Raw genomic sequence first — 23540 nt, 5'->3', positions numbered from 1 at the left:
TCATTATCTCGAAGGGAGGGTCTTCCGTTTTTTATTGAATCCGAAGAACCCGATGAACCCCGCAAACGCCCTGTCGCTGAGCTCCTTAAGGCGGGGAATGTATTCGGGGGTTTCCTTTCTTATCCTTTCAGGATCGATCTTCCCGTTTAATTCCTCGATCTCTTTTTTATTCCCCGGTATGCGGAGCCACCTCTCGACCATGGGCTCGTCGACCTCGAGATGGAACTGGAGGCCGTAGACGTTTTCCCCGTAACGGAAGGCCTGATTCCTGCAGAGGGGGGAAGAAGCGAGGAGAACCGCCCCTCCGGGTACGTCGAAAGTGTCGCCGTGCCACTGGAATATCTTCTCCGTGCCCGAGAAGTGAGAAATGAGCGGGTCCTTCCGGCCGGCCTCGGTCGGGGAAAGATCGTACCAGCCTATCTCCTTCTCACGGTTCTTATACACCCTGGCGCCGAGCGCTTTTGCAATAAGCTGCGACCCGAGGCAAATGCCCAGAACGGGCATGCCCGACCTCACAGCCTCGCGGATCATTTGCACCTCATAGGCGAGATTCGGATATCTGTCTACCTCGTCCACGTTCATAGGGCCTCCGAGCACGATAAGGCCGTCATAGCCCTCGAGGCTCGGCTCGAAGCCGGGATGCCGCTCGAAATTGACGTACTTGATCCTGAACCCGGAACCCCTCAGCAGGGGGTCGAGCGTTCCGAGAATCTCGTGAGCTACGTGCTGAAAGACAAGGAGTCTTGGCATTGCGGATATTTCGACACCCGGTCGCGGAAATAGAAACGGGTATGAATGATTCTACCCAGTCAAGCGCTGTTTTGTAAACAAGATATGCAGAATATCCGGCAAATAAGATATATAAGGAAAGCTGTCCGAGGGTGAAACTAGAGCTTCAATTTCCCTATCATGATGTCCTTGAACATGACCCAGTCGCCCATAAGGCTCCAGAGCGGGTGTTTGAACGTGGCAGGGCTGTTCTTCTCAACGAAATAATGCCCCGCCCACGCGAGGCCGTATCCGAATAGAGGGGCGAAAATGAGGAGGGTCGGCTCCCCGGCGAGGAGCGCCGTAAGGACGACTATCAGCACCAGAATACACCCCGCAAAGTGGAGGCGCCTGTTAAGAGGGTTCGCGTGCTCCGAAAGGTAATACGCGTAAAACTGATGAAAATTGCTGAATTCTTTTTCGTTACGATTAGACTCTGTCATCCGATTCACTCAAGTACTCCATTTTACATCAATATTATAATCTCGTTTTTTGGAACAGGGACACGGAACATTCAGTTCATCCTAAGGTAGCGGCAAGAGGAGGGCGTAGCTCCATTGAAGAAAAACCCGGAAAGGATAGCCGGGGGCCGTCCTTCCGGGTATTCAATCTCGATAATTATCAGAAGAATATAGAGGGGTTACGTAGTGAGCGTCAGCCTTTAAGATACCTGACGACGTCGTCCTGAATGGACTCGTCTACGAGCTTCCGCCAATCGTCATTGCCTTCGGATATTGCGTTCCTGATTTTTGTAGCCGAGATGAAGCCTATATCATCGGGCGGGAAGAATTCGTTCATCTCGTAACCGACTCCCCTTCCCCAGTTGACGGACTCTATATCCGGGATGATCATGACCACGACATCGTCCCCCTTGCTCGCATGGTATTTTCTTATCATGTCCACGGTCTGCTCGGTCGTGAACGGGTTCTGGGGGTCGGGCGGGATGTCCCTCACCATGATGAGGCAGGGAATGCCCTTGTCGAGCTTCTGCCTGACAAGGCTTATGTGACCCATGTGGTAGGGCTGATACCTGCCGATGAAGATGGCCCTTCTATCCTTTGAGGGTTTAATATCCGGGTGTCCGTGATTTACAACCTTCCAATCGCTCATTAAAGAACCTCCTTGCGCATATTAATCGATTCGCTGATTTCCGGATTTTAATTATTCAGGCTCTGGCCAGTTTTATATACCAAAAAACGGTGTTCATTATACATGCAGTCCGTCAATTTTCAATTTTAACGCACCGGGCCCAATGCCGTACTCATTTTCCAGCGAGAATCGAGAGGACTGACTTTTTCACCCCCAGGGCGAGCTTCCTCTGCCCGGGGGCGTCCAGGTGAACCCCGTCGATCCTGCTCGACTTCACGTATTTAGACGCGTCAAGGAAGTGACTGCCGGTAATACCGGCCGCTTTCCTGTACTCTCCAGCGAGCGCCCTCGAGACCTGCGCCCGGCCTTCGAAATAAAACTTCATAAAAGGCGAGAGCGGGCCAAGCGGCTGAGGGGCTATGAGCAGTATCTTAGGGACGCCGTACGCAGGCCCCGCCATTGCCTTCTGCACGGTCCATATAAGCGACATGCAGGACGCTGCTATGTCCGAGGCTGAGAGGCCGAGCGGTTTCCAGAGGTCGTTCGTGCCGAGCATCAATATGAAGAGATCGACGGGCAAGTGGCTCTCGAGCACGAGCGGGAGGGACTTTTTTCCGTTCCTGTCCGGGAGATAAGGGCTGTCTATGCTCGTCGTCCTGCCCGGCAGAGCTTCTTCTATTACCCTGTACGCCTCTCCGAGCTCCGTCTGCAATATCCCGGGCCACCTGTCCGCGAACGGGAACCTCGTCCCGTCTGCGGGGTTATAACCCCATGTTATGGAATCCCCGTAGCATAATATAGATTTCATACTCCTCCTCCTTGACGGATGATTTCGGCTCATGCCGGGAATAATCCGCAAAGATGTTACTCAGAGCCTCTCTAATTTCAAATTCCTGTTATCCGTCCACTTCCCGAGCGGGGTCTTTTTATTCACCGCATCCCGGAGCATTACAAGGAAGCTCTCTCTCCCGACCTCCCTTCCTCCCATCCTTTTCATATGAGTGTTGGGCACCTGGGAATCTATGAAATCGAAACCGAGCTCGCGGAGCTTCTCCACCAGGTGATAGAGCGCGACCTTCGACGTGTCGCTGACGATGTGGAACATGGATTCCCCGAAAAAGACTCCGCCTATCGCGACGCCGTAGAGCCCTCCCGCGAGCTCCCCCTCGTGATACGTTTCGACGGAGTGGGCGTAACCGAGTTCGTGGAGCTCCGTATAAGCGCGGATCATGTCTCTCGTGATCCAGGTCCCTGTCTGCCCCTTCCGGCTGACAGCGGAGCAGCTCCTTATGACATCGCCGAAAGCCGTGTCGAAGAAGACTTCGAATTGGGCTGATTTCAAGACCTTCTTTAACTTCCTCGAAACGTAGAGATCCTCAAGAGTGAGAACCAGCCGGGGGTCTGGGGAAAACCACAGGATCGGATTGTTTTCGGAGTACCAGGGGAAGATGCCGCTCCTGTATGCCAAGAGTAGCCTCGGGACGCTGAGGTCCCCTCCCACGGCGAGAAGCCCGTTCGGCTCCGCGTGCATGGGATCAGGGAAGACGAGCGAATCGTCGAGAAGGTATACGGGCATGGAGGAATATTATACACAGACGAGGAAACCTGGTGCACCAAACGAGCTACGGAACGAGGACAAAGGCAACACTACGTACACGAGGCGTTCCCGTATACGTTTTATCCGTCCGAGTGGCCGAGGTCCCTGCCGGGGGCTACCCTGTCTCTTACGAGCTGCTTGAGCTCTTTTATATCTGGGAACCTCCCCCTCTCCTTCCGTGACCAGACGAGCTCGTCCCCTACCCTGACCTCGAATATCCCGCCCGTGCCGGGCACGAGAGCTACCTCGCCGAGCTCGACGTCGAACGTCGTCAGAAGCTCCTGGGCCATCCAGGACGCCCTCAACAGCCAGCGGCACTGCCTGCAGTACGTAATTTCCACCCTCTTGCTGTCTTCCATATGAGACGCGGCCCTCAAGGCCTTTATTTTATCAGCCCGCTTATCCCGAGTCTAATTCCCGGCAGTCCGGGACGAATAAATCATTGATATTAAAAACGGCGTGTGAGATACTAGAACCAAGTCCCGGATAGCGGATATCAATTATGCTTAAGGAATTTAAAGAATTTGCCATGCGGGGGAATGTCGTCGATATGGCCGTCGGCATTATCATCGGAGCAGCATTCGGGACGATCGTCCAGTCTCTCGTTAACGACGTGATGATGCCCCCCATAGGGCTCGTCCTGGGCGACGTCGATTTTTCGAACCTGTTTTTTGTGCTCAGGGAAGGGACGCCCCCGGGCCCCTACCCCGCGCTTTCGGACGCCGCGAAAGCGGGTGCCGTGACCATAAATTACGGCAAGTTTATAAATACGATAATCAGCTTCCTCATAGTAGCTTTCGCTGTATTTATCCTCGTGAGGAATATCAACAAGCTGAGAGAAGAGAAAGAGACCGCGCCTGCCCCGCCCGTGCCTTCGAACGAGGAGAAGCTGCTAGCGGAGATCAGGGACATACTGAGAAACAAATGAACGATACCATACATCGCTGAATGCCGAACGGATGGTGGTATAACTCATCGGTTGAGTCCGTCGCTGTTTAATGACTCCGCCGGATGGCCGGTAGGTTGATTTTCGTCCGCCAGGTCTTTCCCGGAGCTCTCCTTTTTATCCCCCGCATCCCCGTTCCTGCTCACGGGTTTGAATATCGTTACGGGTATGTTGAGCGTTTGCTTTATGAGGCCGAGGAGCCCGAAGCTGACAGCAGTAGGGGATATCGTCGTCACATGGGGATCGGATATGTCCCCCGTCACCTTTATCGGTATAGAGACGAAGTTTTTCCCGAGGAGGAAATTCACGAGCGGTATCTTTTCGATCACCGAATCCACGGCCATCACGGGAATGACGAGGAGCTCAAGGTCGAGCCTCATGTTCACGAGATCGATGAACCCCTCGCATACGACTTTGATCGAAGGGCCGTCCATTACCGCCTCCCTGATCTGAATCTTTCCCTCCTCTACGTCCGCCTTGGCCGTGAGTTTATCGTAGGGGAAGCCGTGCTTTTCGAAATCCGGCCCGTCACCCCTGAACAGCTCGCCGAAATTGAGCACCGTAAAGAACTTCGCGAGACCGCCGTATTTCTCCACGCGACCGCTCCGCGAATTGAGCTCCACGGTGCCCTTGAGGTTATTGTATAGCTCCCGCCCGGGGCTGCCGTCGGAAGATATGGTTGCCTGGAGATCGAGGTCGCCCGAAATGATGCCGGCTTTATCGAGGAGGCATTTGATGACCGAAGCGATCTCGCCGCCGGTCGCAGCGGGCTTGAATTCGAACCTGAGCCCGGGCGGGTTTATCCGCAGAAGACCGGGCGTCGAGATACCGCATAGTTTAGCGCTGTTGACGTCTATATTGACACCATGGTCGAGGAACGTGATTACGGAATCCACGGAGTCCCAGTTGAGTTTTTTGAATTTAAAATTCTGCGATTTAAGGTTTACCGCCCCCAGTACCGGTGAATTCCACTCAGCGCTCCGCGGGGGCTGCTGATTCTGAGGGGCGTCCTTGGGGGAATCCTGCCATTCGAGGTTATCTGTCTCGATATTGAGGGTAAGGCTCAGTTTTTTGCCGGGATTTTTCACGGGAGTGCCCGAAGGACCGAGCGCGCCGGCTCCCGGTTTTTCTCTTCCGTTACCGAGTACGAGCGACGAGTCTTTCACCGAAAGCGGGCTCGTAAAAACGAGCTCCTCGGGCAGGTCGATGTAGCCCGACAATTCGTCCATGGCCGCGGGTTCGAGGGTCCCGGAGAAATCCACCCTCATCTGGAGCAGGTCGGTTAGGTAGTTGCTGAGTGCCATCTCCATCGTGACCACGCTCCCGCGGAGCGACACGGCGGCATTCGATATCGAAAATTGACCCGGGGTCGATCTGATATCGGCGCCGGTTACGGTTATCAAGTCGCCGAAACCCGCAAGCCCGAGGCTCACAGCCCTGAGCTCCCCTTCCCCGCTGACATCCCAACCTCCGGGATTGGAAGGCGCTCCTGAAAATTCGAGTGTTTTGAAGAAAGCCGTTCCGGAGGCGGATTGAATTTCCCCGAGGCCGGGTTTCAGGGAAGCGAACGACGAGAGCCACGGATGGAATTCGCCCAGGTCGAGCGAGGTGTCGGCCGATGCGACGCTGAAATAATCGTTGTCTCCCCATTCATAGGAACCGGACACCAGAGTAGAGCTCGATTTGCCCATATCCGCGGCGACGTTCGCGACAACGATCTTATTATTCTGATAATCGAATGTGCCCCCCTTCACGCGCACCGGAAAGGGGAAGCGGCCGTCGTATTCGGCTGTGAAGTCGAAGCCGGAAACACTGATCTTGGCCTTCGTTGCGCGCTTCTTCTCGCCTAGAACAAGCCTGCCCGTAGCCGTACCCCGGACATTCTTTATAAGCCGCATCTCGTTCTTAACACTCTCGTCACGGACGAACTGCTCGATAACCGGGGGAACCTGAGAGGGGTCGGCGTCTATCATTATATCGAGGGTGAAAGGCCCGTCAGGCGGCTCGCCGAGCCCTAAAAGGAGGGTCCCGTCATGGCCCTTCGAATTCCCTAGTTTGCCCGAGAGGTTCGTGCCCTTGAGCAAACCGCCCTCAATGACCGCGTGCCCGTTCGCTTCGACTATATCGAACTCGGCGGGGGGAATGTATATGCGGCCGTTCACCATATCGCCCTCAATCCTGAAATTACCTTTCTTCCATAACTCCCCGAATGAAGGCGCCTCCGCATCGAGCGTGACTTGCGGGACCGTTCCGCCCCTCACGACTTCGAATATTGAGTCGGTCACTTTACGCTCCCCCGCAATGAACAAAGCTCCATTCCTGACGGAGACCACGTCCACGTTCTTCCCCAGGAGCGACAGGCTTACCGTGGACAGTTTTTTATCGACGGTATATTTCCCGCTGAGGTCGAGACCGGGGTTTATGAGCTTTGCTGATTCGAGGGAGAGCACCTGCTTCACGTCGTCGAAATAAAGATCGGCGTCGATGTCCGAAGCGCTGAGGTCGAGCTCCTCGCCGCCGCCTGTCAATACCAGTTTAGGCACGGACGCACTGAGCGTGGAGTGGAATACATTCAAGTCCCTCGTGTCGAATTTCAAAGCAAGATTAAGGCCCGAGTCGGATACTATCTTTTTGTCAGGCAGGTAGAAGTCCATGAACCTGTGGGGTTTCCCGCCCCTGATGTGGAGGCTCCCCGAGCCCTGATGATTTTTCACGTCTATCCACGCCCTGAAGTCGAAGGAGTCCCAGAGATTGGATGCGCTCTTCACGCTTATCCTGAGCTTATCGTCCGGCAGCGTGAGATCGGCGTTCATACCGCTGAAGCTCAATGCGGGCGCAGAGTCCTTTTGCAATACGAGCGTCCCGTCCTCTATCCTGGCGTTGAGCCCGCTCCCGTGGGAATCGAGGTTGTCCAAGGCCCCTTTGAGGTTATCTTTCAAGATCCCGAACGAGAAAGAATCGTCCGACCCGGGGATTTCTTCGGCAGGCGGCTCATGTACGAAAATTTTAATTTCGGGCCTGATAATTTTCAGTCTCGATACTTCGACCCTCCCCTTCAGCAGGGGCAATACTTTCGGATAGACGATGAGGGTCTCGAAGCTCCCTTCCATCCTGCCGGGAACGGAGAATTGACCGTCTCTCAGCACGACGTGGGGACCGGGCATGTAATTTATCTCGACACCGCCGAATTCGACCGTCCCTCCGATCTTGAGAGAGAGATACGCACGCAAATCCTCTTTTACCCGCTCCGGGCTCACGAGCCTTTTGACGAACAGTAGAGAGAGGACCGCCAGGATTACTATTAACCCGAGACCGCCGACCAATAATGCAGATACTTTTCTATATTTATTCAATAAGGAAATCCGAGCCGCAATCAACTGCCGGCGTTAATGAGAATCAGAGGCGAATGTCGTCGTTACAGTAAGATTAACTAAATTATACGGCTTCCACAATGAATATTTGCAAGCTCCGGGGAAGGGACGACATTTGCGGATGATCAAGACACCCGCCGCTTTACCGGTAGAAGCGAATATTGACTTCCGTTTGCCGATCATTTATCTATGAATGCATATACAATACCACAGGGGGGAGAATATGATAAGAATATTCGGTTTGATGGTTATGTTGATTTTTGTGTCCCTCACGAGCCAGGCCAACTCGAAGGTTGTGGGTGAGGTGGTCGAGTACAAGGCGGACGGAACAGTTCTCAAGGGATACATCGCATACGACGACAGCATCAAGGGGCAGAGACCCGGCGTCCTTGTAGTGCACGAATGGTGGGGGCATAACGATTACGTCAGGAAGAGAGCGGACATGCTCGCGGGGCTCGGATACACCGCCCTCGCAGTCGACATGTACGGGGAAGGGAAAAACGCCGACCACCCGGAAAACGCGAACAAATTCATGACCGAGGTCATGAACAATATGGGAATAGGAGAGAAGAGGTTCAACGCCGCGCTCGAGCTGCTGAAACAGCAGAAAACCGTGAACCCCGAAGATATAGCGGCGATAGGGTACTGCTTCGGCGGGGCGATAGTACTTCACATGGCGCGCACGGGGGCCGACCTCGACGGCGTCACCAGCTTCCACGGGAACCTGGCCTCGATGCATACAGCCGCACCGGGAACGATAAAAGCCCGGATACTCGTGCTTACAGGCGGCAGCGACCCGTTCGTACCCCAAGAACAGATAGACGCCTTCAAGAAGGAAATGGATACGGCGGGCGCCGACTACGAGCTCGTCATTTATCCCGGAGTGAAACACAGTTTCACCAACCCGGACGCGGATAAATACGGCAAGCAGTTCGAACTGCCCCTCGAATACAACAAGGAGGCGGACGAAAAATCCTGGGCGCAGATGAAGGAGTTCCTTAAATCTGTTTTTCAGACAGGCGGTAATTGACGAGGCCGGTCCCGCTCAAATATCAACCGATACCTGCATTCCCGCGACGAGAGCATCGGGGATGCTTCCGCTCCCGCCGGGGTGCACTATGAGCTGCACGTCAGGCTGCAAGCCCAGCCAGGGCGTGACCTGAAAAATATATGTGCCTTCGAGTCCGATCTCGTAGTCCTGGTCTTCGAGATCCCGGCTTAATTTACCGTAGGCGAAGCTGAATCCCGCGACGTCTTTATCCCTCCACGCGAATACCCCTTCATAAGCGAACCCGGAGGCGATAAAGAAGGGGAAGACATTTATTTCCTCCTCCGGAGCGTAAGTTGCCGCGGCCCATAGAGTCAGGCCCTGGCTCTCTTTGCCTGGCTCGCGGTAAACCATCTGGTCGGCTATGAGATAGAAACCGTAATTTCCCTCTCGCGTGTTCTCACTGTCGGCAAGCTCATTAAATTCCCCGGTATCATAATATGCCCCGAACTTGTAATCCCCCGGGAGTCCGGCGGAACCCGCGTTACTTCCGGGCGTATAGCCTATTTCGCTTATCAGTATCACTCCGTCATCGAAACTGAAATCGACGTCTATCGACACCCTCCGATTGACGGCCGCGTCGGGGTCGGCGTTATACACACCGGCCGCGATGTAAAGATCATTAACAGGTTTTACGCGGAAACGCGTCCCCAGAGCGGCATCAGGGTTGCTGAGATACGCCGGAATATTGTAGGTCAGGCTTATAGGGTTCGCGTTTATGACGGAGCTGACGTAAATTCCAAACACGTCTGCCGTGCCGAAATCATCCCCTATCCCCATGCGCCCGACCGCAAAAGTAAGCCTGTCCATCCAAACATTCGATTCGATGAAGCACTGGTATAGGCCTATGAACTTACCGTTGAAGACATTCGAAACGGTGAAAAAATTCCCTATATCCTTAGCGCTGAGATTCTCTCCGTACGCCCATGCGCCTGATACGACGAGCCTGGTCCCGCCGAGCTTCAATAGTTTTTCGAGGTCGAAATCGAGATAAACGTTTAGGAGCCCGGCGTACTTAATGCCCTTCCTCATGCCTCCGACCGGGTTCCCCTGTAGTGTTGCGCTGTAATTAGCCGTGGGAGTGAGCCCCCAGTTGATCAGCCTGTCCCTGAGACCGCCCCAGTCGCCGGTCATGTATTCGCGGGAAGAAAGGTTTGAGAAGAACGAACCGGCATCTTCACCGGAACTTTCACCGGCCCGGACACCCGGCATACCCGTAAATATAGAGATACAGAATAAGAAGGCCGCAATATGCTTCATGCGTAAACGGTTCTGATTTTCCCTGAAACTTTAACGAGACAGATAGGACATTCTACTGCGCTTACCGGGTATCTGTAAATATCCGTATCGAGACTGACGAGTGCGACGTCTTCATGTCCTCATCTAAAATAACCCCCAGAATGAATCCTTGAGGTTATATCCGATACCGTCCCAGAATTCGCAGTCGGAAGTCGTGTCGGGCTTGGCTTCTATAGCGTTCACAGGGGTCACAAAAATGAGGTTCAGGGAATAAGGATTGAATTCGGGCCACGCGTTTGTATTCCCAGCCGGACGCAGGCTCTTAGCAAAACCTGTCCAGTATCCGATCATAAGGTTGGAAAGTTCGTTTTCCCGAGGCGTGAAGTTACCCCTCCTGCTCTCCGGTGTATGGAACACGAACGAGAGCTCCGCTGCATGGCACACGGCATCGGCGCAAGCCGGAACACCGGGCCAGACGTTGAACGACAGTACGTGGTCGAATATATAAGACCATGTCTCGGGGGAACCTTTGGAAGCTGCATAGAGATTGGGACACGTGAATAGATACTCCGTAAGCACCCTCGATATTAGTTCGGTGTTGTCCTTCACGTCAGGAGGGTGCTTCTCGTATATTTTCTCGCGCAGGCCATGATCGCGGAAAATGAAATCCATCGTAAGCCTGTAATCGAAATCTGATACAGATTTCCATCCGAGCGCATTTTTTGCAAGCTCGACGAAAATTAGCGCTTCGTCCGCGTTCGTGCCTATGATAACGGGCTTGTTCATCCCGCCGCCTGCGGCCGCTTCGACCGGCTGCTCTATCAATACTTCCCCGTCGATCACAGGGGCCCAGACGAGCATGTCCCTTATGCCGTGAAATAGCGCGGGCCACACGAAGTCTTTCTGCTGCTGCGCGACGAGCACCACCTCGGGGAGCGCCGCCCTCATGCACCCTACGTCGTCCTCCGCACAGCCGAGATTGGAGGCGAATTCTTTCGCTATCGCGTGTGACTGTTTAAGGCTCTTGTAAGGGAGCCCGAGGGGGTTGCTCTCCATGATGCCCGCGCGGAAGAGCGGCTCCGACCGGGGAGATGAAAGCATGTGGAGACCGACGCTCATCGCGCCCGCGCTCTCGCCGTATATAGTCACTTTGCCGGGGTCGCCGCCGAAAGCACCTATATTGTCGCGCACCCATTCGAGCGCGAGGATCTGGTCGAGTATGCCGAAGTTGCCGTTTATTTCTTCGCCCGTTTTCCTGTCCTTGATCCCCGACAGGAATCCGAGAGCGCCCAGCCTGTAGTTCATGCTCACGACTACGACGTCGCCGTACGCGGCCGTGTACGCGCCGTCGTAGAGAGGGTCGGCGTTATATCCGTATATGAACGCCCCGCCGTAGATGAAGACCATAACGGCCCGGGGCTCGTTATAGGCTTCAGCCGGCGTCCAGACGTTTATGCTGAGACAGTCCTCGCTCTGCGGGAACATGTTGTCCGTATTTTGGGGACACGCGGGACCGAGTCTTGTAGCCCTGAGCGTGCCGTCCCACGCGCCCTTTGGTACAGGCGGCTTCCAGCGGTTCTCCCCGCCAGCGGATTCGGCGAACGGTACGCCGAGATATGCGTTTACAGCCTTCCCGTCCGATGTGCCTATCAGACTCCCGCAGAGAGAACCTTGCTTAATCTTTATTTCCGGCGTCGAGCACGGAGGTTTTTCAAAATCCGATGTGTCCTGATATATAGGGGGAGTGGGCGGAATTTGGGGAGACGCCTTCGGCTTGGCTGCTTCCCTGTGCGGGGCGCAGCCGGAGTAAATAACCAGGAATAAAAGGGACGCTAATAAAACAGCAATACGCCTATTCATTTTGAGATAGAACAATACACCAAACGCCTGCGGATGTTAATATAACGCCGGACGGCGGAGAAATTCGTCGTCGGTACGAAATAGAAACGAGGGAGAGAGGCATTTAAAAAGTGCATCACTTATGATACACTTTCTGAATAATAAATAAAAGGAAAGGGGATAGAGAGATGCCTGCCAAAAACCCGCGTATCAATATTGTTCTTGAAAAACCTGTATATGAAGCGATAAAAAGGATAGCCAAAAAAGAAGGTATATCGATTTCGCTTAAAGCCAGGGACCTCCTTCGGCTGGCGCTCGAAATACACGAGGATACAATCCTTCAGGATTTTGCGTCCGAACGGGAGAAAACATTTAAGAAGGATAAAGCACTCAGTCATGAACAAATCTGGAAGAAATAGATGCGTTACCGGATCCTCTACCACCCCAAGGTGCGCGATGACATTAAATCTTTTGACAAGAAGCAGAAGAGAGCAGTTGAGCGGGCTATCGAAAGCAGATTGAGCGTAGAGCCCGAGAAATATGGGAAACCCCTTGAAAGTTCATTAAAAGGGTACTGGAAATTGCGCGTGGGAGATATAAGAATCGTATTTAAAATCGCTAAAAACGAAGTGCATATTTTAGGGATTCTCCACCGCAGAATGGTCTACGAAAGCATAATCAAAAGATTGTAAATGAGACTAATGCAGGTGGTCGCATCCTTAACCTCGCAGCGTCATAGCTCATAGAGTGTTTCGTCCACTCTGGGTCTGGGTGATGTTTTTTTCGCGCCCTTTTTCTTTTTGGACTCGAACTGGAACGAATCCTCCCCGAGAATATCGCCGAGCTCCTCCTCTATCTTATCCGGGTCCTCACCCCTCTCCATCCGGGCGAGAGCTTCTTCCAGCCCTTCGCCCATGGAGATGCCGGCCGCGTCGGTGAGCTTTCTCATGAGGTCCGCCGCCTGAGCGGGGTCGTTCTCGTCCATACCCTCCGCTTCCCTCTCTATCATGGCCATCGCTCTTTCGAACTTCGATTCGTCTATGTCCGGCATGCCGGCCTCAGGGCCGCATTCTTTATCCCGTTTGCTCAATGTAGCGAAAGAAGAAAATATCCTTTCTAGCTTTACTCTCTTGCATCTGGGGCATTTGGGGACGGTGGCCGTGTCAATCGTCCGGGAATAGAACTTATAGACCGTATTGCACTTCTTGCAGTAGAACTCGTAGATGGGCATGTCCGTTTTCCAGATACCAATTATAACTCGAAACAAAGCCAAAATTTAGATACTTTACACTATCGGGGGGATACTCTTAATCTGTCGGGATTTTTCTAGTCCGCAGCGCCTGAATTCAACTCCCATCCCCGCAGCATGGTCAAGAATGCGTGCCAGTCGGAAGGGGTCACGGCGCGGTCGTAATCCGACATCCTAACATGACGGCCCGGATTATCAGGATCCGCAAGAATGCCCCAGATGGGCTTGGTGCCGTTCGGCAATAACGAATACCTCAAGTCTCCGATGACGTTCGGATAGCCGGGATATAAAACGAGATAGCCGTCCGAGAAGTGATTAAAACGAAGTACGTCGCGGTAAAGCACCGATTGGGGGTCCAGCCCGTGCAGGTCGTTTTCGGGAGTAAATTTATCGACAGGGCCTCCTTCATAAACCCGAGGCTCCGAAAAGAGCCCGACCCGGATCGCGTCTGCGTAATACTTACCGCCTGATCCATAAACGGAGCGCCAGAGAATCAGGTTGCCGAATGAAGGATGCACGAGCGCTCTCTCCACTTCATGCCCTCTTTTCTCCGCGATCGTCATCAATACGTCCTCCGCCTGTTCCCGCTGGTATAATCCGAGAAGGAGATAAATAACGGCAAAGGCGAGCCCTACCCTCGCGACAACGAGAGATTTCCTGACGAATGCGAAAACTACGAAGAAAGCCAGTGGCAGTGTGAACAGCGGATCGATTATCGATATTATGTTCCACGCGATCCTTGCGTCCGAGAACGGCCAGAGGAGCTGGGTGCCGTAGCTGGTAAAGGCGTCCATCACGCCGGCCGTGCCGTATCCGAGGATCGAATAAAGGTATATCTTTCCGAAGCCCTGACGCCGCCTGAGGAAAAGCCACAGGATACCTGCTGCTACGAATGCGCCAACGGGGATAAAGATTAACGAATGAGTAAACTGCCTGTGATAATCGAGCACGAGGAGCGGGTCTTCGGAGGAGCGGATCAGGATATCCAGGTCAGCAAGCGTCGCCGACAAGAACCCGGCCAGAGACGCCATACCAAGCTCTCTCTTGGTCGAAGCGCTCTCGGCCAAAACGGCTCCCACTAATCCGTGACTTACAGGATCCATTTTACACACCCATCTATATATAATTATAAGAAATAACGACTAGAGCGTCGTCCAGCCCCCGTCTATGACGAGGTCGGAGCCCGTGACGTACCTTGAATCGTCTGACGCGAGGTAGAGCACGGCGTGGCCCACCTCGACCGCCTCCGCGCGCCTCACGAGCGGTATCATGCCGGCAGCTATTTTGTCGAGCTGCTCCTCGGCGTCTGGAGGGTTGCCCATGAACTCGACGTCCATTTTGGTCTTTATGTATCCGGGGCAGACGGAATTCACGCGTATGTTGTCCTTCGCGTGGTCAAGGGCCATGCTCCTCGTGATCTGCCTCACGGCCCCTTTGGAGGCGTTGTACGCGACGCAGTTTTCCATGCCCACCATTCCGAGGACGGAGGAGTTGTTTATTATCGAGCCTCCGCCGTGCATGGCCATGAGGGGGACGACGTGCTTGCTCATGAGGAAGACTCCCTTGACGTTGATGTCGATGGTCCTGTCCCAGACTTCCATGCTGGTAGTCACGACCGTGCCGCCTTCGAGGATGCCTGCGTTATTGAACAGGATGTCTATCCTCCCGTACCGCTTGTAAAACTCGTCCACCACCCTCTTTACGTCCCCTTCTACGGAGACGTCGCCGTGAAGCGCAACGATCTCGCCCGGGCCGTCCGCTTCGGAAGCCACCAGGTCGAGCTTCTCTTTCGTCCTTCCCATTATTCCGACTTTAGCCCCTTCGCTGCAAAAGAGGAGGGCCGTAGCCCGTCCGATGCCTTCGCCTCCGCCCGTGATAAGCGCTGTTTTTCCTTCGAGTCTCATCTCTCATTGCCTCCATAGATATTCAAATGAACTTTTGAAATTCTACTTAGCTTGCGGGCGGGAAACAAACCGGGCTGTGTAAGATGAAAACGAGATTCCGAAACGAGTACATAATGACAGGTTAGGTTTGGCCCTTGGATGATCGCGGCAAGATGCCGCTCCTACGAACAGGATACAGGATTCACGATACAGGATGAGATTGCCGCGGTCAAAAAAAAGCTTTCCCTTGCAAAGACAGGAATATTATAAAATGTACCCCCTCACCCTATCCCTCTCCCCCACTTCAGGGGAGAGGGGATAAAAACTACGTCCTTCGACAAGCTCAGGACGAACGGATTTAAAAACAAATCCACCTATGATTGCAGACAGGTTGAGAATTCTCCGGAATCAGACGAGCAGTGACGATCCTCTCTTCTGCGCATCCTCTACGGTCTCTTTCTTCGACTTCGGAATGTCCATGCCCCTCGTGACCGCGGGACGGCGCCTGACCGCGGTCATCCAGCGCCTGAGATTTTCGAGGTCTTCGATGTCCACGCCAGCCCAGTTATGGAGCGCGATCCAGGGATATGTCGCCATGTCGGCGATCGAGTAAAAATCCCCGGCCAGAAATTCGTTATCCCTGAGGCGCGTGTCAAGCACAGTGTAGAGCCTCTTGGTCTCCCGCTGGTAGCGGCCTATCGCGTATTCGATCTTCTCGGGTGCATACCTGAAGAACACATGGGCCTGACCCTGCATGGGCCCTATACCGGACATCTGGAACATGAGCCACTGTATGACGGTCGAGCGGCCTTTGAGATCCGCAGGGAGAAATTTCCCCGTTTTCTCGGCTAGGTAGATGAGTATCGCACCCGACTCGAACACGGCGAAATCGCCGTTATCGCGGTCGACTATGGCAGGGATCCTGCCGTTCGGGTTAATTTTGAGATACCAGTCCTGTCTCTGCTCGAACTTGCTCAGGTGAAGGTGGATTAGATTATATGGAATCTCCGCTTCTTCGAGCATTATGGAGACCTTTCTGCCATTAGGCGTGGTGGAGGTGTAAAAATCGATCATAGGGCTTCTCCCTTCGATTTATTTGATGAGCCTAAAACGAGCTTCAACCATTAATGTTACTTCATAGATTTAGTTGTTGAAAACTATTCGAGGGATTCGATGAGGAACGACCTCGCGGCGGTTATTTCCTCTCGGGTGAGGCTGTGCCCGTTTTCCTGCCAGAAGACATCCACCCGGGCCCCCGCTTCCTTAAGGAGCCGCGCGAGGTTTTCAGTGTCCCCGGGGCTGACTATGGGGTCGTTCCTGCCCGCCGTGATCAGAACGCACGCGACTGAGAGATCGGGCAGACTCTCCGGCACGAAGGGGACCATCGGGTGGAAAAGCACGGCATAAGGAATTACGCCCGAATAGGTGAGGAGAACGCTCGCCGCTATGTTCGCCCCGTTCGAATACCCGGCCGCGACGAGCTTATCCCTGTCGAAGGAATAAGTCTCTGAGGCTTTGAATATGAAATCAGCGAGCTCCGCAGTCCTGAAACGCAAATCCTCGAGGTCGAAGACACCTTCCGCGAAGCGCCTGAAGAACCTCGGCATGCCGTTCTCGAGTACTTTGCCCCTGGGACTCAGTATCCCGGCGCCGGGGAGTATGCTCTCCGCAAGAGGGACCATGCTCTCCTCATCGCCCCCTGTTCCGTGGAGAAGGAGGAGAGTATTCCCCGCGGATGGGTTTTCAGGAGGTATGTATATATGAACGAACTCAGGCTCGATGCCCATAAATTCCTCTAATCTATCGGGGGGAGCGCACTTTCTATTTCATCTCTCCTCGACTCGAGCCATCCGGGGAGCTTCAACCCCCGCCCCAGGTTCGCCAAATCCTCATCGACGGTAAAACCGGGCGGATCGGTCGCTATCTCGAAAAGAACCCCTCCCGGTTCGCGGAAGTAGATCGATTTGAAATAATTCCTGTCGAGCTGGGGAGTGACGTTATAGCCCAAAGATATGAGCTTCTCCCTCAGAAGGAGCTGTTCCCCTTCATTAGCAGTCCTGAAAGCGATGTGGTGCACGGTGCCCCCGGCTACGCTCCCGCGCTGACCGGCGGGGAGGCAAACGAGGTCGATAATATTGGCGCTCCCGCTGTTTTTATTCACGAACCTGAAGCGGTTCACGCTCTCGTCATTCCTTTCGTAGCCGAAGACATCCGTCAGCAGTTTCGCCGTCGCCTCGTAGCCGTCGAGCGTGAGCGCCGCGCTATGGAACCCCCTTATGCCGAACTCAATCGGGACGTCGTCCGAGTCAAACGCTTTTCTCTTGTCCGCCGAACCGGATATGAGCTCGAGCTTGAGCCCGTCGGGGTCGAGGAAAACGAGAACCTTTTCTCCAAACCTGGGAGAAGGGTTGTTGTACGTGACGTTATGGCTCCTGAAGCGGTCGAGCCAGAAGCCCATGGAGTCTTCGGGAACCGAAAAAGATACAGTGGTCACCTGGCCCGTGCCGGCCCTGCCCTTCCTTATCCCCTCCCATGGAAAAAACGTCAGAATTGTCCCCGGCTCTCCCTTCTCGTTCCCGAAATAAAAATGATAGGTCGTCGGGTCATCGAAATTCACGGTCTTTTTTACGAGCCTGAGCCCGAGGACTTTCGTGTAAAACTCAAGGTTCTTCTTCGCGCCCGCGGCGATTGCTGTTATATGATGTATTCCGAGTATTTTCTCAGGCATGTGTCCCTCGCAGATGTATCAGTCGATTACCCAAGCGTCACGAAAACCGATCTCCGCGGCCTGTTATTTGTAACCCTCGTCCTGTGGCCCCTGCCGTCCACGTCCTCGACGAATATCACGTCCCCGCCGCGGAATATCCTTCTCTCTCCGTCGCCGACCTCTATCTCTATCTCCCCGTCGAGAAGCACTATGTACTGCCTCTCGGGGGCGTTATGCCAGTCGTAATCGTAGTCGGAGTCGTTTTCCCTGAAGATCATGGATTTCACCGGGAAACGCTCGGAGAGCCTGCCGATGGAGCCCTTGTCGCGGAGGCCGATCTCGATCTCTCCGAAATGGGATTCCCCGGAAGGGTCCGAGTAAACTCTCGTGATTTTCATTTTTATGTCTCCGGGGGACGCCGGTCAATACCTCGAGTATTCGGGGTCGAGGTATATGTAGAGGCGCTGTATCTTCCCGTCCCTTATCTCGAAGACGTCGCACCACTTGCTGTCCGACCAGCTCTCCCCCGTCTTGAGCTTCCCCTCGCTCGACCCTTCGGCGACGACCATGTCTCCCTGAATAATCCAGTTTATATAAGCGTGGTGGTGTGTGAACTCCGCTACGCGCGAGCCCAGGTCGGAAAAGAGTCTCTTGTATTCCGCCGCCCCTCTCGCGACTCCCCAGTTGGGAAAGAACACCTCCGCGTCTTCCGCGAAGAGGTGGAAGAAGTCCCTCCCGTAATCGAGACTCTTCAGATACTCTGAGGCTATCGATTTCCTTTCTTCGTCTGTCATTATTGCCTCCACTGATTCTTATAATACTCACTTGTATTATATATTATTGACTCTTCCCAGCCATCCCTGAAGCGGGGACATCTCCTTAAGAATACTGAAGCAGAAATCGACGAACCGTGAAGAATATATCTCATCCGGAAGCGCCCCTTCATAATACGTATAAAGCCCGTTATGGAGCAGCAGCCCCGCATTAGGATGATCAGGGTCGTAACCCCGCGGAACCCTCTTATAATGCCCGCCGCCTATCTTGTACGACTCGTTCGCGGTTATCTCGTCCAGAATTCTTTTCAGCTCCACGCCCCGTCTTGGATGGACGACGGAATCCCTGTACCGCCTCAGGAGGTCGGCGGTGAAACGGTATTCTCCGGCGCCCAAGAAGATCGAGGATTTATTGAGCTGGACGTAATAGTTCGGGTTCTCGAGCTTCTTCCTCGGGCCTTCCCAGAAGAGCATGCCGAGATGAGTCTTATAGGGAGTCTTGTCCGTGGAGAACCTCGTGTCCCTGTAAAGGCGGAATATCGATTTATCGATGAGCGGGATAGCCGATACGCGCGGGGATATGGTTTTGAGCCTGTCTCCCATCTCGACGACGAATTCCTGGGCGGGTCTGAGGACGAGGTCTTCGTAAATGCTGCGGCTTGATTCGAACCAGTCCCTGTTATTGTTCAACTCCAGATCCCTTAAAAAATCAAAAGTCCCTTTCGGGAACCCCTCGAATTTACCGTCACTGTCCATTCAATCATCCTCACTTATCCGATGTTGTATAGCAAGCATCAAGTTTACGTATAAGACAGCAATAAGCGGAGCGCGGCGAGATTACAAAATCGGATCAGATAAACTGATAACCGCGTTTCCAGCTTATGATCAGTCTTATGAAAATCACTATGTGCGTGAATATGATTACCGGGACTACGAAAGTCAGCAAAAGATTGAGCGGGAGCCTGAGCAGCTCGCTCATCGAGCCGGGCCCTGAGAACGCGAGCCTCGCCGCAGTCACGACTACGAATAATATATCGAGAAAGCCGAACAGGTTCCAAACAAGATAGAGAATCCATGCGGTTTTTCCCACGGGCTTAACGAATAAAACCAGGATTACGACTGCTGCGGCAGCCGCTGTGTCTCCCCACCCGCCGGGTACCGCGAAATCGTAGGGGAGCCTGCCCTGAGAATAAAGAATCAGGAAATATATGCCGACGAAACGCGTGAGGTGAAATAGCGCAAGCGCCCTCACGTCTACAGAGAGGCACCACCCCCTGAAGCCGGAGGAGAATGCAAAAATCAGGAGCTCGACTATTACGAGTCCGAGGAGGACGGCCTGTGGAAACGGGGGACGAAGGTTCGAGAAGATACCCGACGCACCGGCCATGACAGAGGCAAGGAGCCATATTATGACCGCTATTGTTACTGTCCTTGTACCTTGTGCGGGTTTCGAGCCTGTCATCGTCTAGAGAAGAAAGCCCTCCGCCTTCCAGTCATTAATAACCTGCGCGAAGCCTTCTTTGTAAGTCGGATACCTGGGCGTCCAGCTCGACGCCGCACGGAGCTTTTTATTCGAGGTATTCGTAGACGCGGTGAAAAAATTTACGGCATAGCTTCCCGCGAGAAAACGGCCCAGCCACAGAGGTATGCGGCGGGGAGGGGCGGCGCCGAGCTTTTCGGAGAATGCGCCCAGAAACTCACCCACCTTGACAGGCCCGTCGTCGACGACGTGCCAGACGCCATTGAGGTCTTCGAGTACAGCGGTCACGAAGGCGGATGCCGCATCGTCGACGTGGATGTTGGACCAGTAATTATTGCCGCTGCCGATAATGGGGAACTTTCTTTTTTTAAGTCCTTCCGCGATCGTCCTCGTATGAGCGGTGTCGGAGCCGTAAAAAAAGCCGCAGCGGAGGGAGATGCCTATAAAACCGTGTTTCTCGGCTGCCTGAAGCACAATATTCTCGCCGTCTATACCCGACTGCACTGATTCGTTGGGATTGACCGGGGAGCTTTCATCAAAATATGACCCGTCAGGCGGTGTGGCGACCCAGACTACGTTCTGGAATATCAGCTTCTTCACTCCGGTTTTAACGGCGCATTCAGTGAGTACACTGGTCCCTTCGCGCCTTATGCGGTCATTCAATGCGAAGTCAGTTTGCTTCATCCTCTCTTTTACGGGAATTGAGGTCGCGGCATGTATAACGACGTCGGAGCCTTCGACATCGGGAAGTAAGGATTTGGAATCGAAAAGTTCGGCGCGTGAGGGTATTCCGCCGAGAGACCTGACCGTATCCTCGCCCTTGGGGCTCCTCGCCATTCCCACGACCGTGTGCCCGCGGGAGACGAGGCCCTTCACGAGCCTCCTGCCGAGGACTCCCGTGGCTCCCGTTACGTAGATCTTCATATCTTCCCCCCTATACGAAGACAGGTGTCTACTATTATAGATTAAAAGTTTTCGATATTGGATTCAGTGCGATGGACATTTCATGAGGGAGAGAGAAATAAGGATGCGTCCTTCAACAGGTTCTGCACGAGCGGGGTTAAAATCCAAATCCTCCCTAATTTGGATTGACTACCCACGTTACTCCGATTAAGGCATTTCTTTGCCATATATCAGCACCGACCAATTTCTCTCTTGCTCGAAATTGTTCTCCTTTTTCTAAGGAGGGAATTAAAGATAAAGACGCATTTCTCCCGTTGGTCGAATTGATAAGAAAAAGATGAGATCCTGAACAGATCCCGTGTCATTGCACGGGACATGGTTCAGGATGACGGCTTGAAAGATGGATTTCTCGCGTACGCTCGAAATGACAGAATAAAACCAGATTCTCACCCGCGAACCTACAGTAGTAATACCCGTTCAACCCTTCGATCCTTCGACTTCGCTCAGGACAGGCGCGCAGTTTAGGATTATCTTGGCTTCATTATTTGGCCAAAGCTAAGTAGCCACAGAGGGATCATATACGAGCGCAGGTTCTGCGCCTCAGGGCGAACGGACTGGCTTTGTTGCTGGTTAGAGCAAAAGAGTTGGAAGGAATCATAGAATCACACTATGTGTGCTCTAGAGGAGATGAAAGATATGGAGGGGGGTGTAGACCGAGCCGTCTCTCCGTGTCTCGCTCTTCATAACTCCGATTTCGGATATGGAAAAATTACATGCCTCCGGCTGAGGCAGCGGTTCTTTAATCCGGATCCTGCTCTTGATCCTGCCGATAGTCACATGGGGGACGAACTTGTGCGTCTCCCTCGGGAATCCGAGGGGCTCTAGACTCTCTTCGATCCCGCTCTGAAACGAAGAAAGCTCCTGGTTTTCGGATAACCCTATATACAGGATGCGGGGGTTCCTGAGATCAGGGAAACCGCCGACGCCCGATATCGACGTCTCGAACGGCGAATAATTCCGGGAGAGGCCGCCTATTATCGAAGCTATCTCGGGCACCTTCGAATCTTCGACGTTGCCGAGGAATTTAAGAGTGACGTGGAGTTTATCGTTCTTTTCCCATTTCACACCCTCGCACAAGGGCATGACGGCTTCCAGATACTCATCCATCCGGGCCCTTATCTCATGAGGCAGGAGCGCCGCTATAAAGAGTCTCAATCATTCACCCGCAGAGCTGCATAGTCACGTGTCTACGAACGGGGGGAATCGTTATAACTCCGCTGTTACCTGCACCATGTGGGATAGGATTTCCCTCCGCCCTGGCTGAGGGGCCTCTGGTTCTCGCCGTTCATGTACATGATGTACAGGTTCTTGGCCCCGCTCCGCGTCGAGCTGAACGCGATGTAATGGCCGTCGGGCGACCAGGCTGGGGTCTCGTTCCTCCCGGCGGACGTAAGCCTTTCCTCGCCCCCGCCGTCGGGACTTACTGTGAAAATATTGGCGCCCCCTCCCTCCACCTTGACGAAGGCGATCTTGTTGACCTGCGGGCTAGGCGACCACGAAGGGTCGGTGCTGTACCCGCCCCCGCTTACCTTTCTCACGCCGCTCCCGTTCGAGCTCATCACGTATATGCCCGGGTTCCCGCCCCTGTCGGATACGAACGCTATCCTGTTGCCGTCGGGAGACCACGTGGGGGATACGTCGATGGATGTGCTCCGCGTAATATTGACGGGTTTTTTCCCGCTCGGGTCGGAGATATAAATGTCGCCGTTCGCGCTGAAGGCTATAAGGTTGCCGTTCGGGGACCACGCGCCTGTCTGCTCGAGCTTGAACGCGCGCGTGAGCCTGCGCTCGGAAACGGCCGGGCTGAGTGTCATGATGTAGAGGTCCTGATCCCATACCTTGTCGGAATTGAATATTATCTCGTTGCCACTGGGAGAGCAGTCGGGGGACATCACGAGCGAGCTGTGCCTCGTGAGCTGTCTCATATTCGCTCCGTCGTAGTCGGAGATAAAGAGGTTCCTGCTCCTCGTCCCTCCGAGGACAAATGCGATCTTCGACGTGAAGAAGCCGTCGTTGCCTGTGATCTGCTTCATCACGAGGTCGGCGAACCTGTGTGCGGCTTCCCTGACCTTGCCGGGCGTGGCCTCGTACGACCTTCCGAGAATCGGCCTCTCCTCCCTGACATTGAAGAGCTGGACGGCGTACTTTAATTTTCCGCCGACCGACTGGTACTGCCCCGCCACTAAATAATCCGCGCCCGCATCGAAGAACGCCTGGAAGCTTATATTATTTACGTCGCCTGTTATCGGACCGCCCGCGCTCACTTCGAAAAGGGCCGCGTTCTCCAAGTCGTTCCTCAGCACCTCTGCGAACTCCCGCCCCCTGGGATCGGCTGATCCTATGCTCGACAGGTCAGGGATGAATATGGGTATCTTCTGTATTATCGGTCCAGTGACGTCAGGCAGTTTGATCTGGGACCAGGCTCCCGCTGTTATGGTGAAAAAAACGGAAATCGACATCAGGAAAATTCTGAAAGCCATCGTGCTCCTCCCTATGAATCCTTGTATAGATTATTGGAACGATAACATTATTAATCGAAAATAAATTTAGCCTATGGGAGAATGAAATGCCAGCTTATTTGAGATTAT

26 protein-coding genes are annotated in these 23540 nt (G+C 53.8%); 4 read left to right on the top strand and 22 right to left on the bottom strand.

The genetic code is table 11. The features are described from left to right. Window positions 1-3 precede the first annotated feature (3 nt). The 6 genes from AB1598_12795 to AB1598_12770 all read right to left on the bottom strand — a co-directional run bounded on the left by AB1598_12795 (window position 4) and on the right by AB1598_12770 (window position 3813). Window positions 4-750, bottom strand: a complete 747-nt coding sequence (locus AB1598_12795; protein MEW6145885.1) for a gamma-glutamyl-gamma-aminobutyrate hydrolase family protein — start codon at window positions 748-750, stop codon at window positions 4-6. Between the two features lie 137 nt (window positions 751-887). After that, the gene (locus AB1598_12790) at window positions 888-1211 is read right to left on the bottom strand and encodes a DUF962 domain-containing protein (protein MEW6145884.1); all 324 of its coding nucleotides are present in this window, start codon (window positions 1209-1211) and stop codon (window positions 888-890) included. A gap of 211 nt (window positions 1212-1422) precedes the next feature. Next, on the bottom strand, window positions 1423-1878 hold the full coding sequence (locus tag AB1598_12785) for an adenylyltransferase/cytidyltransferase family protein (GenBank protein MEW6145883.1): 456 nt from the start codon (window positions 1876-1878) through the stop codon (window positions 1423-1425). A gap of 151 nt (window positions 1879-2029) precedes the next feature. Further along, window positions 2030-2665: an SGNH/GDSL hydrolase family protein gene (locus AB1598_12780; GenBank protein MEW6145882.1), complete on the bottom strand. Its 636-nt coding sequence runs from the start codon at window positions 2663-2665 to the stop codon at window positions 2030-2032. Window positions 2666-2725: 60 nt separating this feature from the next. After that, window positions 2726-3433 carry a leucyl/phenylalanyl-tRNA--protein transferase gene (gene aat, locus AB1598_12775; GenBank protein ID MEW6145881.1) on the bottom strand — a complete coding sequence of 236 codons (708 nt, stop codon included), beginning with the start codon at window positions 3431-3433 and terminating at the stop codon, window positions 2726-2728. A gap of 101 nt (window positions 3434-3534) precedes the next feature. After that, complete coding sequence (locus AB1598_12770; protein ID MEW6145880.1) at window positions 3535-3813, bottom strand: SelT/SelW/SelH family protein; 279 nt, start codon at window positions 3811-3813, stop codon at window positions 3535-3537. Window positions 3814-3956: 143 nt separating this feature from the next. Between AB1598_12770 and mscL the strand changes: the two genes are divergently transcribed. Beyond that, window positions 3957-4382 (top strand): large-conductance mechanosensitive channel protein MscL, encoded by a 426-nt coding sequence (gene mscL, locus AB1598_12765; protein MEW6145879.1) that lies wholly within the window; start codon window positions 3957-3959, stop codon window positions 4380-4382. Between the two features lie 44 nt (window positions 4383-4426). Here mscL and AB1598_12760 read toward each other — a convergent pair whose 3' ends face one another. Further along, window positions 4427-7753 (bottom strand): AsmA-like C-terminal domain-containing protein, encoded by a 3327-nt coding sequence (locus AB1598_12760; protein ID MEW6145878.1) that lies wholly within the window; start codon window positions 7751-7753, stop codon window positions 4427-4429. A 241-nt stretch (window positions 7754-7994) separates the two neighbouring features. On the opposite strand from AB1598_12760, the gene AB1598_12755 reads away from it, so the two are divergent. Beyond that, window positions 7995-8801: a dienelactone hydrolase family protein gene (locus tag AB1598_12755; GenBank protein ID MEW6145877.1), complete on the top strand. Its 807-nt coding sequence runs from the start codon at window positions 7995-7997 to the stop codon at window positions 8799-8801. Between the two features lie 15 nt (window positions 8802-8816). Here the strand turns inward: AB1598_12755 and AB1598_12750 are convergent, their stop codons facing one another. After that, complete coding sequence (locus AB1598_12750; GenBank protein MEW6145876.1) at window positions 8817-9953, bottom strand: carbohydrate porin; 1137 nt, start codon at window positions 9951-9953, stop codon at window positions 8817-8819. A 249-nt stretch (window positions 9954-10202) separates the two neighbouring features. Continuing rightward, window positions 10203-11918 carry a carboxylesterase/lipase family protein gene (locus AB1598_12745; protein ID MEW6145875.1) on the bottom strand — a complete coding sequence of 572 codons (1716 nt, stop codon included), beginning with the start codon at window positions 11916-11918 and terminating at the stop codon, window positions 10203-10205. A 167-nt stretch (window positions 11919-12085) separates the two neighbouring features. Here AB1598_12745 and AB1598_12740 point away from each other — a divergent pair, with 167 nt between their 5' ends. Next, the gene (locus tag AB1598_12740) at window positions 12086-12316 is read left to right on the top strand and encodes an antitoxin, RHH family protein (GenBank protein MEW6145874.1); all 231 of its coding nucleotides are present in this window, start codon (window positions 12086-12088) and stop codon (window positions 12314-12316) included. Continuing rightward, a complete protein-coding gene (locus AB1598_12735) occupies window positions 12317-12589 on the top strand; it encodes a type II toxin-antitoxin system RelE/ParE family toxin (protein ID MEW6145873.1) in 273 nt (90 codons plus the stop codon). Window positions 12590-12630: 41 nt separating this feature from the next. On the opposite strand, the gene AB1598_12730 is transcribed toward AB1598_12735, so the two are convergent. The 13 genes from AB1598_12730 to AB1598_12670 form a co-directional block, all read right to left on the bottom strand. After that, on the bottom strand, window positions 12631-13128 hold the full coding sequence (locus tag AB1598_12730) for a zinc ribbon domain-containing protein (protein MEW6145872.1): 498 nt from the start codon (window positions 13126-13128) through the stop codon (window positions 12631-12633). A gap of 95 nt (window positions 13129-13223) precedes the next feature. Beyond that, complete coding sequence (locus tag AB1598_12725; GenBank protein ID MEW6145871.1) at window positions 13224-14249, bottom strand: metal-dependent hydrolase; 1026 nt, start codon at window positions 14247-14249, stop codon at window positions 13224-13226. Between the two features lie 39 nt (window positions 14250-14288). Next, window positions 14289-15050, bottom strand: a complete 762-nt coding sequence (locus AB1598_12720) for a glucose 1-dehydrogenase (protein ID MEW6145870.1) — start codon at window positions 15048-15050, stop codon at window positions 14289-14291. A 387-nt stretch (window positions 15051-15437) separates the two neighbouring features. After that, window positions 15438-16103, bottom strand: a complete 666-nt coding sequence (locus tag AB1598_12715; protein ID MEW6145869.1) for a glutathione S-transferase N-terminal domain-containing protein — start codon at window positions 16101-16103, stop codon at window positions 15438-15440. Between the two features lie 83 nt (window positions 16104-16186). Then, window positions 16187-16816, bottom strand: coding sequence for an alpha/beta hydrolase (locus AB1598_12710; protein ID MEW6145868.1), 630 nt, complete (start codon window positions 16814-16816; stop codon window positions 16187-16189). Window positions 16817-16824: 8 nt separating this feature from the next. Continuing rightward, window positions 16825-17757 carry a ring-cleaving dioxygenase gene (locus AB1598_12705; GenBank protein MEW6145867.1) on the bottom strand — a complete coding sequence of 311 codons (933 nt, stop codon included), beginning with the start codon at window positions 17755-17757 and terminating at the stop codon, window positions 16825-16827. Between the two features lie 26 nt (window positions 17758-17783). After that, complete coding sequence (locus tag AB1598_12700; GenBank protein ID MEW6145866.1) at window positions 17784-18134, bottom strand: hypothetical protein; 351 nt, start codon at window positions 18132-18134, stop codon at window positions 17784-17786. Between the two features lie 24 nt (window positions 18135-18158). Further along, window positions 18159-18530 carry a nuclear transport factor 2 family protein gene (locus AB1598_12695; protein MEW6145865.1) on the bottom strand — a complete coding sequence of 124 codons (372 nt, stop codon included), beginning with the start codon at window positions 18528-18530 and terminating at the stop codon, window positions 18159-18161. 36 nt (window positions 18531-18566) lie between these two features. Next, on the bottom strand, window positions 18567-19265 hold the full coding sequence (locus tag AB1598_12690) for a DUF2461 domain-containing protein (protein ID MEW6145864.1): 699 nt from the start codon (window positions 19263-19265) through the stop codon (window positions 18567-18569). Between the two features lie 94 nt (window positions 19266-19359). Next, window positions 19360-19971, bottom strand: a complete 612-nt coding sequence (locus AB1598_12685; GenBank protein ID MEW6145863.1) for a hypothetical protein — start codon at window positions 19969-19971, stop codon at window positions 19360-19362. Window positions 19972-19974: 3 nt separating this feature from the next. Continuing rightward, entirely contained in the window at window positions 19975-20913 is a 939-nt protein-coding gene (locus tag AB1598_12680) for an NAD-dependent epimerase/dehydratase family protein (protein MEW6145862.1), read from the bottom strand. Between the two features lie 657 nt (window positions 20914-21570). Then, window positions 21571-22107 (bottom strand): RNA 2',3'-cyclic phosphodiesterase, encoded by a 537-nt coding sequence (gene thpR, locus AB1598_12675; GenBank protein ID MEW6145861.1) that lies wholly within the window; start codon window positions 22105-22107, stop codon window positions 21571-21573. 65 nt (window positions 22108-22172) lie between these two features. Further along, window positions 22173-23432, bottom strand: a complete 1260-nt coding sequence (locus AB1598_12670) for a hypothetical protein (protein ID MEW6145860.1) — start codon at window positions 23430-23432, stop codon at window positions 22173-22175. Window positions 23433-23540 lie beyond the last annotated feature (108 nt).

Source organism: Thermodesulfobacteriota bacterium, assembly GCA_040754335.1.
In the GTDB taxonomy this organism is placed as follows: domain Bacteria; phylum Desulfobacterota_D; class UBA1144; order Nemesobacterales; family UBA2774; genus 2-12-FULL-53-21.
This window is presented reverse-complemented; position numbering and strand designations above follow the sequence as displayed.

Bases quoted from the DNA above. Each gene is read 5' to 3' on its own strand.
- AB1598_12795 (MEW6145885.1), bottom strand. From the start codon at position 750: ATGCCAAGACTCCTTGTCTTTCAGCACGTAGCTCACGAGATTCTCGGA.
- AB1598_12790 (MEW6145884.1), bottom strand. From the start codon at position 1,211: ATGACAGAGTCTAATCGTAACGAAAAAGAATTCAGCAATTTTCATCAG.
- AB1598_12785 (MEW6145883.1), bottom strand. From the start codon at position 1,878: ATGAGCGATTGGAAGGTTGTAAATCACGGACACCCGGATATTAAACCC.
- AB1598_12780 (MEW6145882.1), bottom strand. From the start codon at position 2,665: ATGAAATCTATATTATGCTACGGGGATTCCATAACATGGGGTTATAAC.
- aat (MEW6145881.1), bottom strand. From the start codon at position 3,433: ATGCCCGTATACCTTCTCGACGATTCGCTCGTCTTCCCTGATCCCATG.
- AB1598_12770 (MEW6145880.1), bottom strand. From the start codon at position 3,813: ATGGAAGACAGCAAGAGGGTGGAAATTACGTACTGCAGGCAGTGCCGC.
- mscL (MEW6145879.1), top strand. From the start codon at position 3,957: ATGCTTAAGGAATTTAAAGAATTTGCCATGCGGGGGAATGTCGTCGAT.
- AB1598_12755 (MEW6145877.1), top strand. From the start codon at position 7,995: ATGATAAGAATATTCGGTTTGATGGTTATGTTGATTTTTGTGTCCCTC.
- AB1598_12750 (MEW6145876.1), bottom strand. From the start codon at position 9,953: ATGACCGGCGACTGGGGCGGTCTCAGGGACAGGCTGATCAACTGGGGG.
- AB1598_12745 (MEW6145875.1), bottom strand. From the start codon at position 11,918: ATGAATAGGCGTATTGCTGTTTTATTAGCGTCCCTTTTATTCCTGGTT.
- AB1598_12740 (MEW6145874.1), top strand. From the start codon at position 12,086: ATGCCTGCCAAAAACCCGCGTATCAATATTGTTCTTGAAAAACCTGTA.
- AB1598_12735 (MEW6145873.1), top strand. From the start codon at position 12,317: ATGCGTTACCGGATCCTCTACCACCCCAAGGTGCGCGATGACATTAAA.
- AB1598_12730 (MEW6145872.1), bottom strand. From the start codon at position 13,128: ATGCCCATCTACGAGTTCTACTGCAAGAAGTGCAATACGGTCTATAAG.
- AB1598_12725 (MEW6145871.1), bottom strand. From the start codon at position 14,249: ATGGATCCTGTAAGTCACGGATTAGTGGGAGCCGTTTTGGCCGAGAGC.
- AB1598_12720 (MEW6145870.1), bottom strand. From the start codon at position 15,050: ATGAGACTCGAAGGAAAAACAGCGCTTATCACGGGCGGAGGCGAAGGC.
- AB1598_12715 (MEW6145869.1), bottom strand. From the start codon at position 16,103: ATGATCGATTTTTACACCTCCACCACGCCTAATGGCAGAAAGGTCTCC.
- AB1598_12710 (MEW6145868.1), bottom strand. From the start codon at position 16,816: ATGGGCATCGAGCCTGAGTTCGTTCATATATACATACCTCCTGAAAAC.
- AB1598_12705 (MEW6145867.1), bottom strand. From the start codon at position 17,757: ATGCCTGAGAAAATACTCGGAATACATCATATAACAGCAATCGCCGCG.
- AB1598_12700 (MEW6145866.1), bottom strand. From the start codon at position 18,134: ATGAAAATCACGAGAGTTTACTCGGACCCTTCCGGGGAATCCCATTTC.
- AB1598_12695 (MEW6145865.1), bottom strand. From the start codon at position 18,530: ATGACAGACGAAGAAAGGAAATCGATAGCCTCAGAGTATCTGAAGAGT.
- AB1598_12690 (MEW6145864.1), bottom strand. From the start codon at position 19,265: ATGGACAGTGACGGTAAATTCGAGGGGTTCCCGAAAGGGACTTTTGAT.
- AB1598_12685 (MEW6145863.1), bottom strand. From the start codon at position 19,971: ATGACAGGCTCGAAACCCGCACAAGGTACAAGGACAGTAACAATAGCG.
- AB1598_12680 (MEW6145862.1), bottom strand. From the start codon at position 20,913: ATGAAGATCTACGTAACGGGAGCCACGGGAGTCCTCGGCAGGAGGCTC.
- AB1598_12670 (MEW6145860.1), bottom strand. From the start codon at position 23,432: ATGGCTTTCAGAATTTTCCTGATGTCGATTTCCGTTTTTTTCACCATA.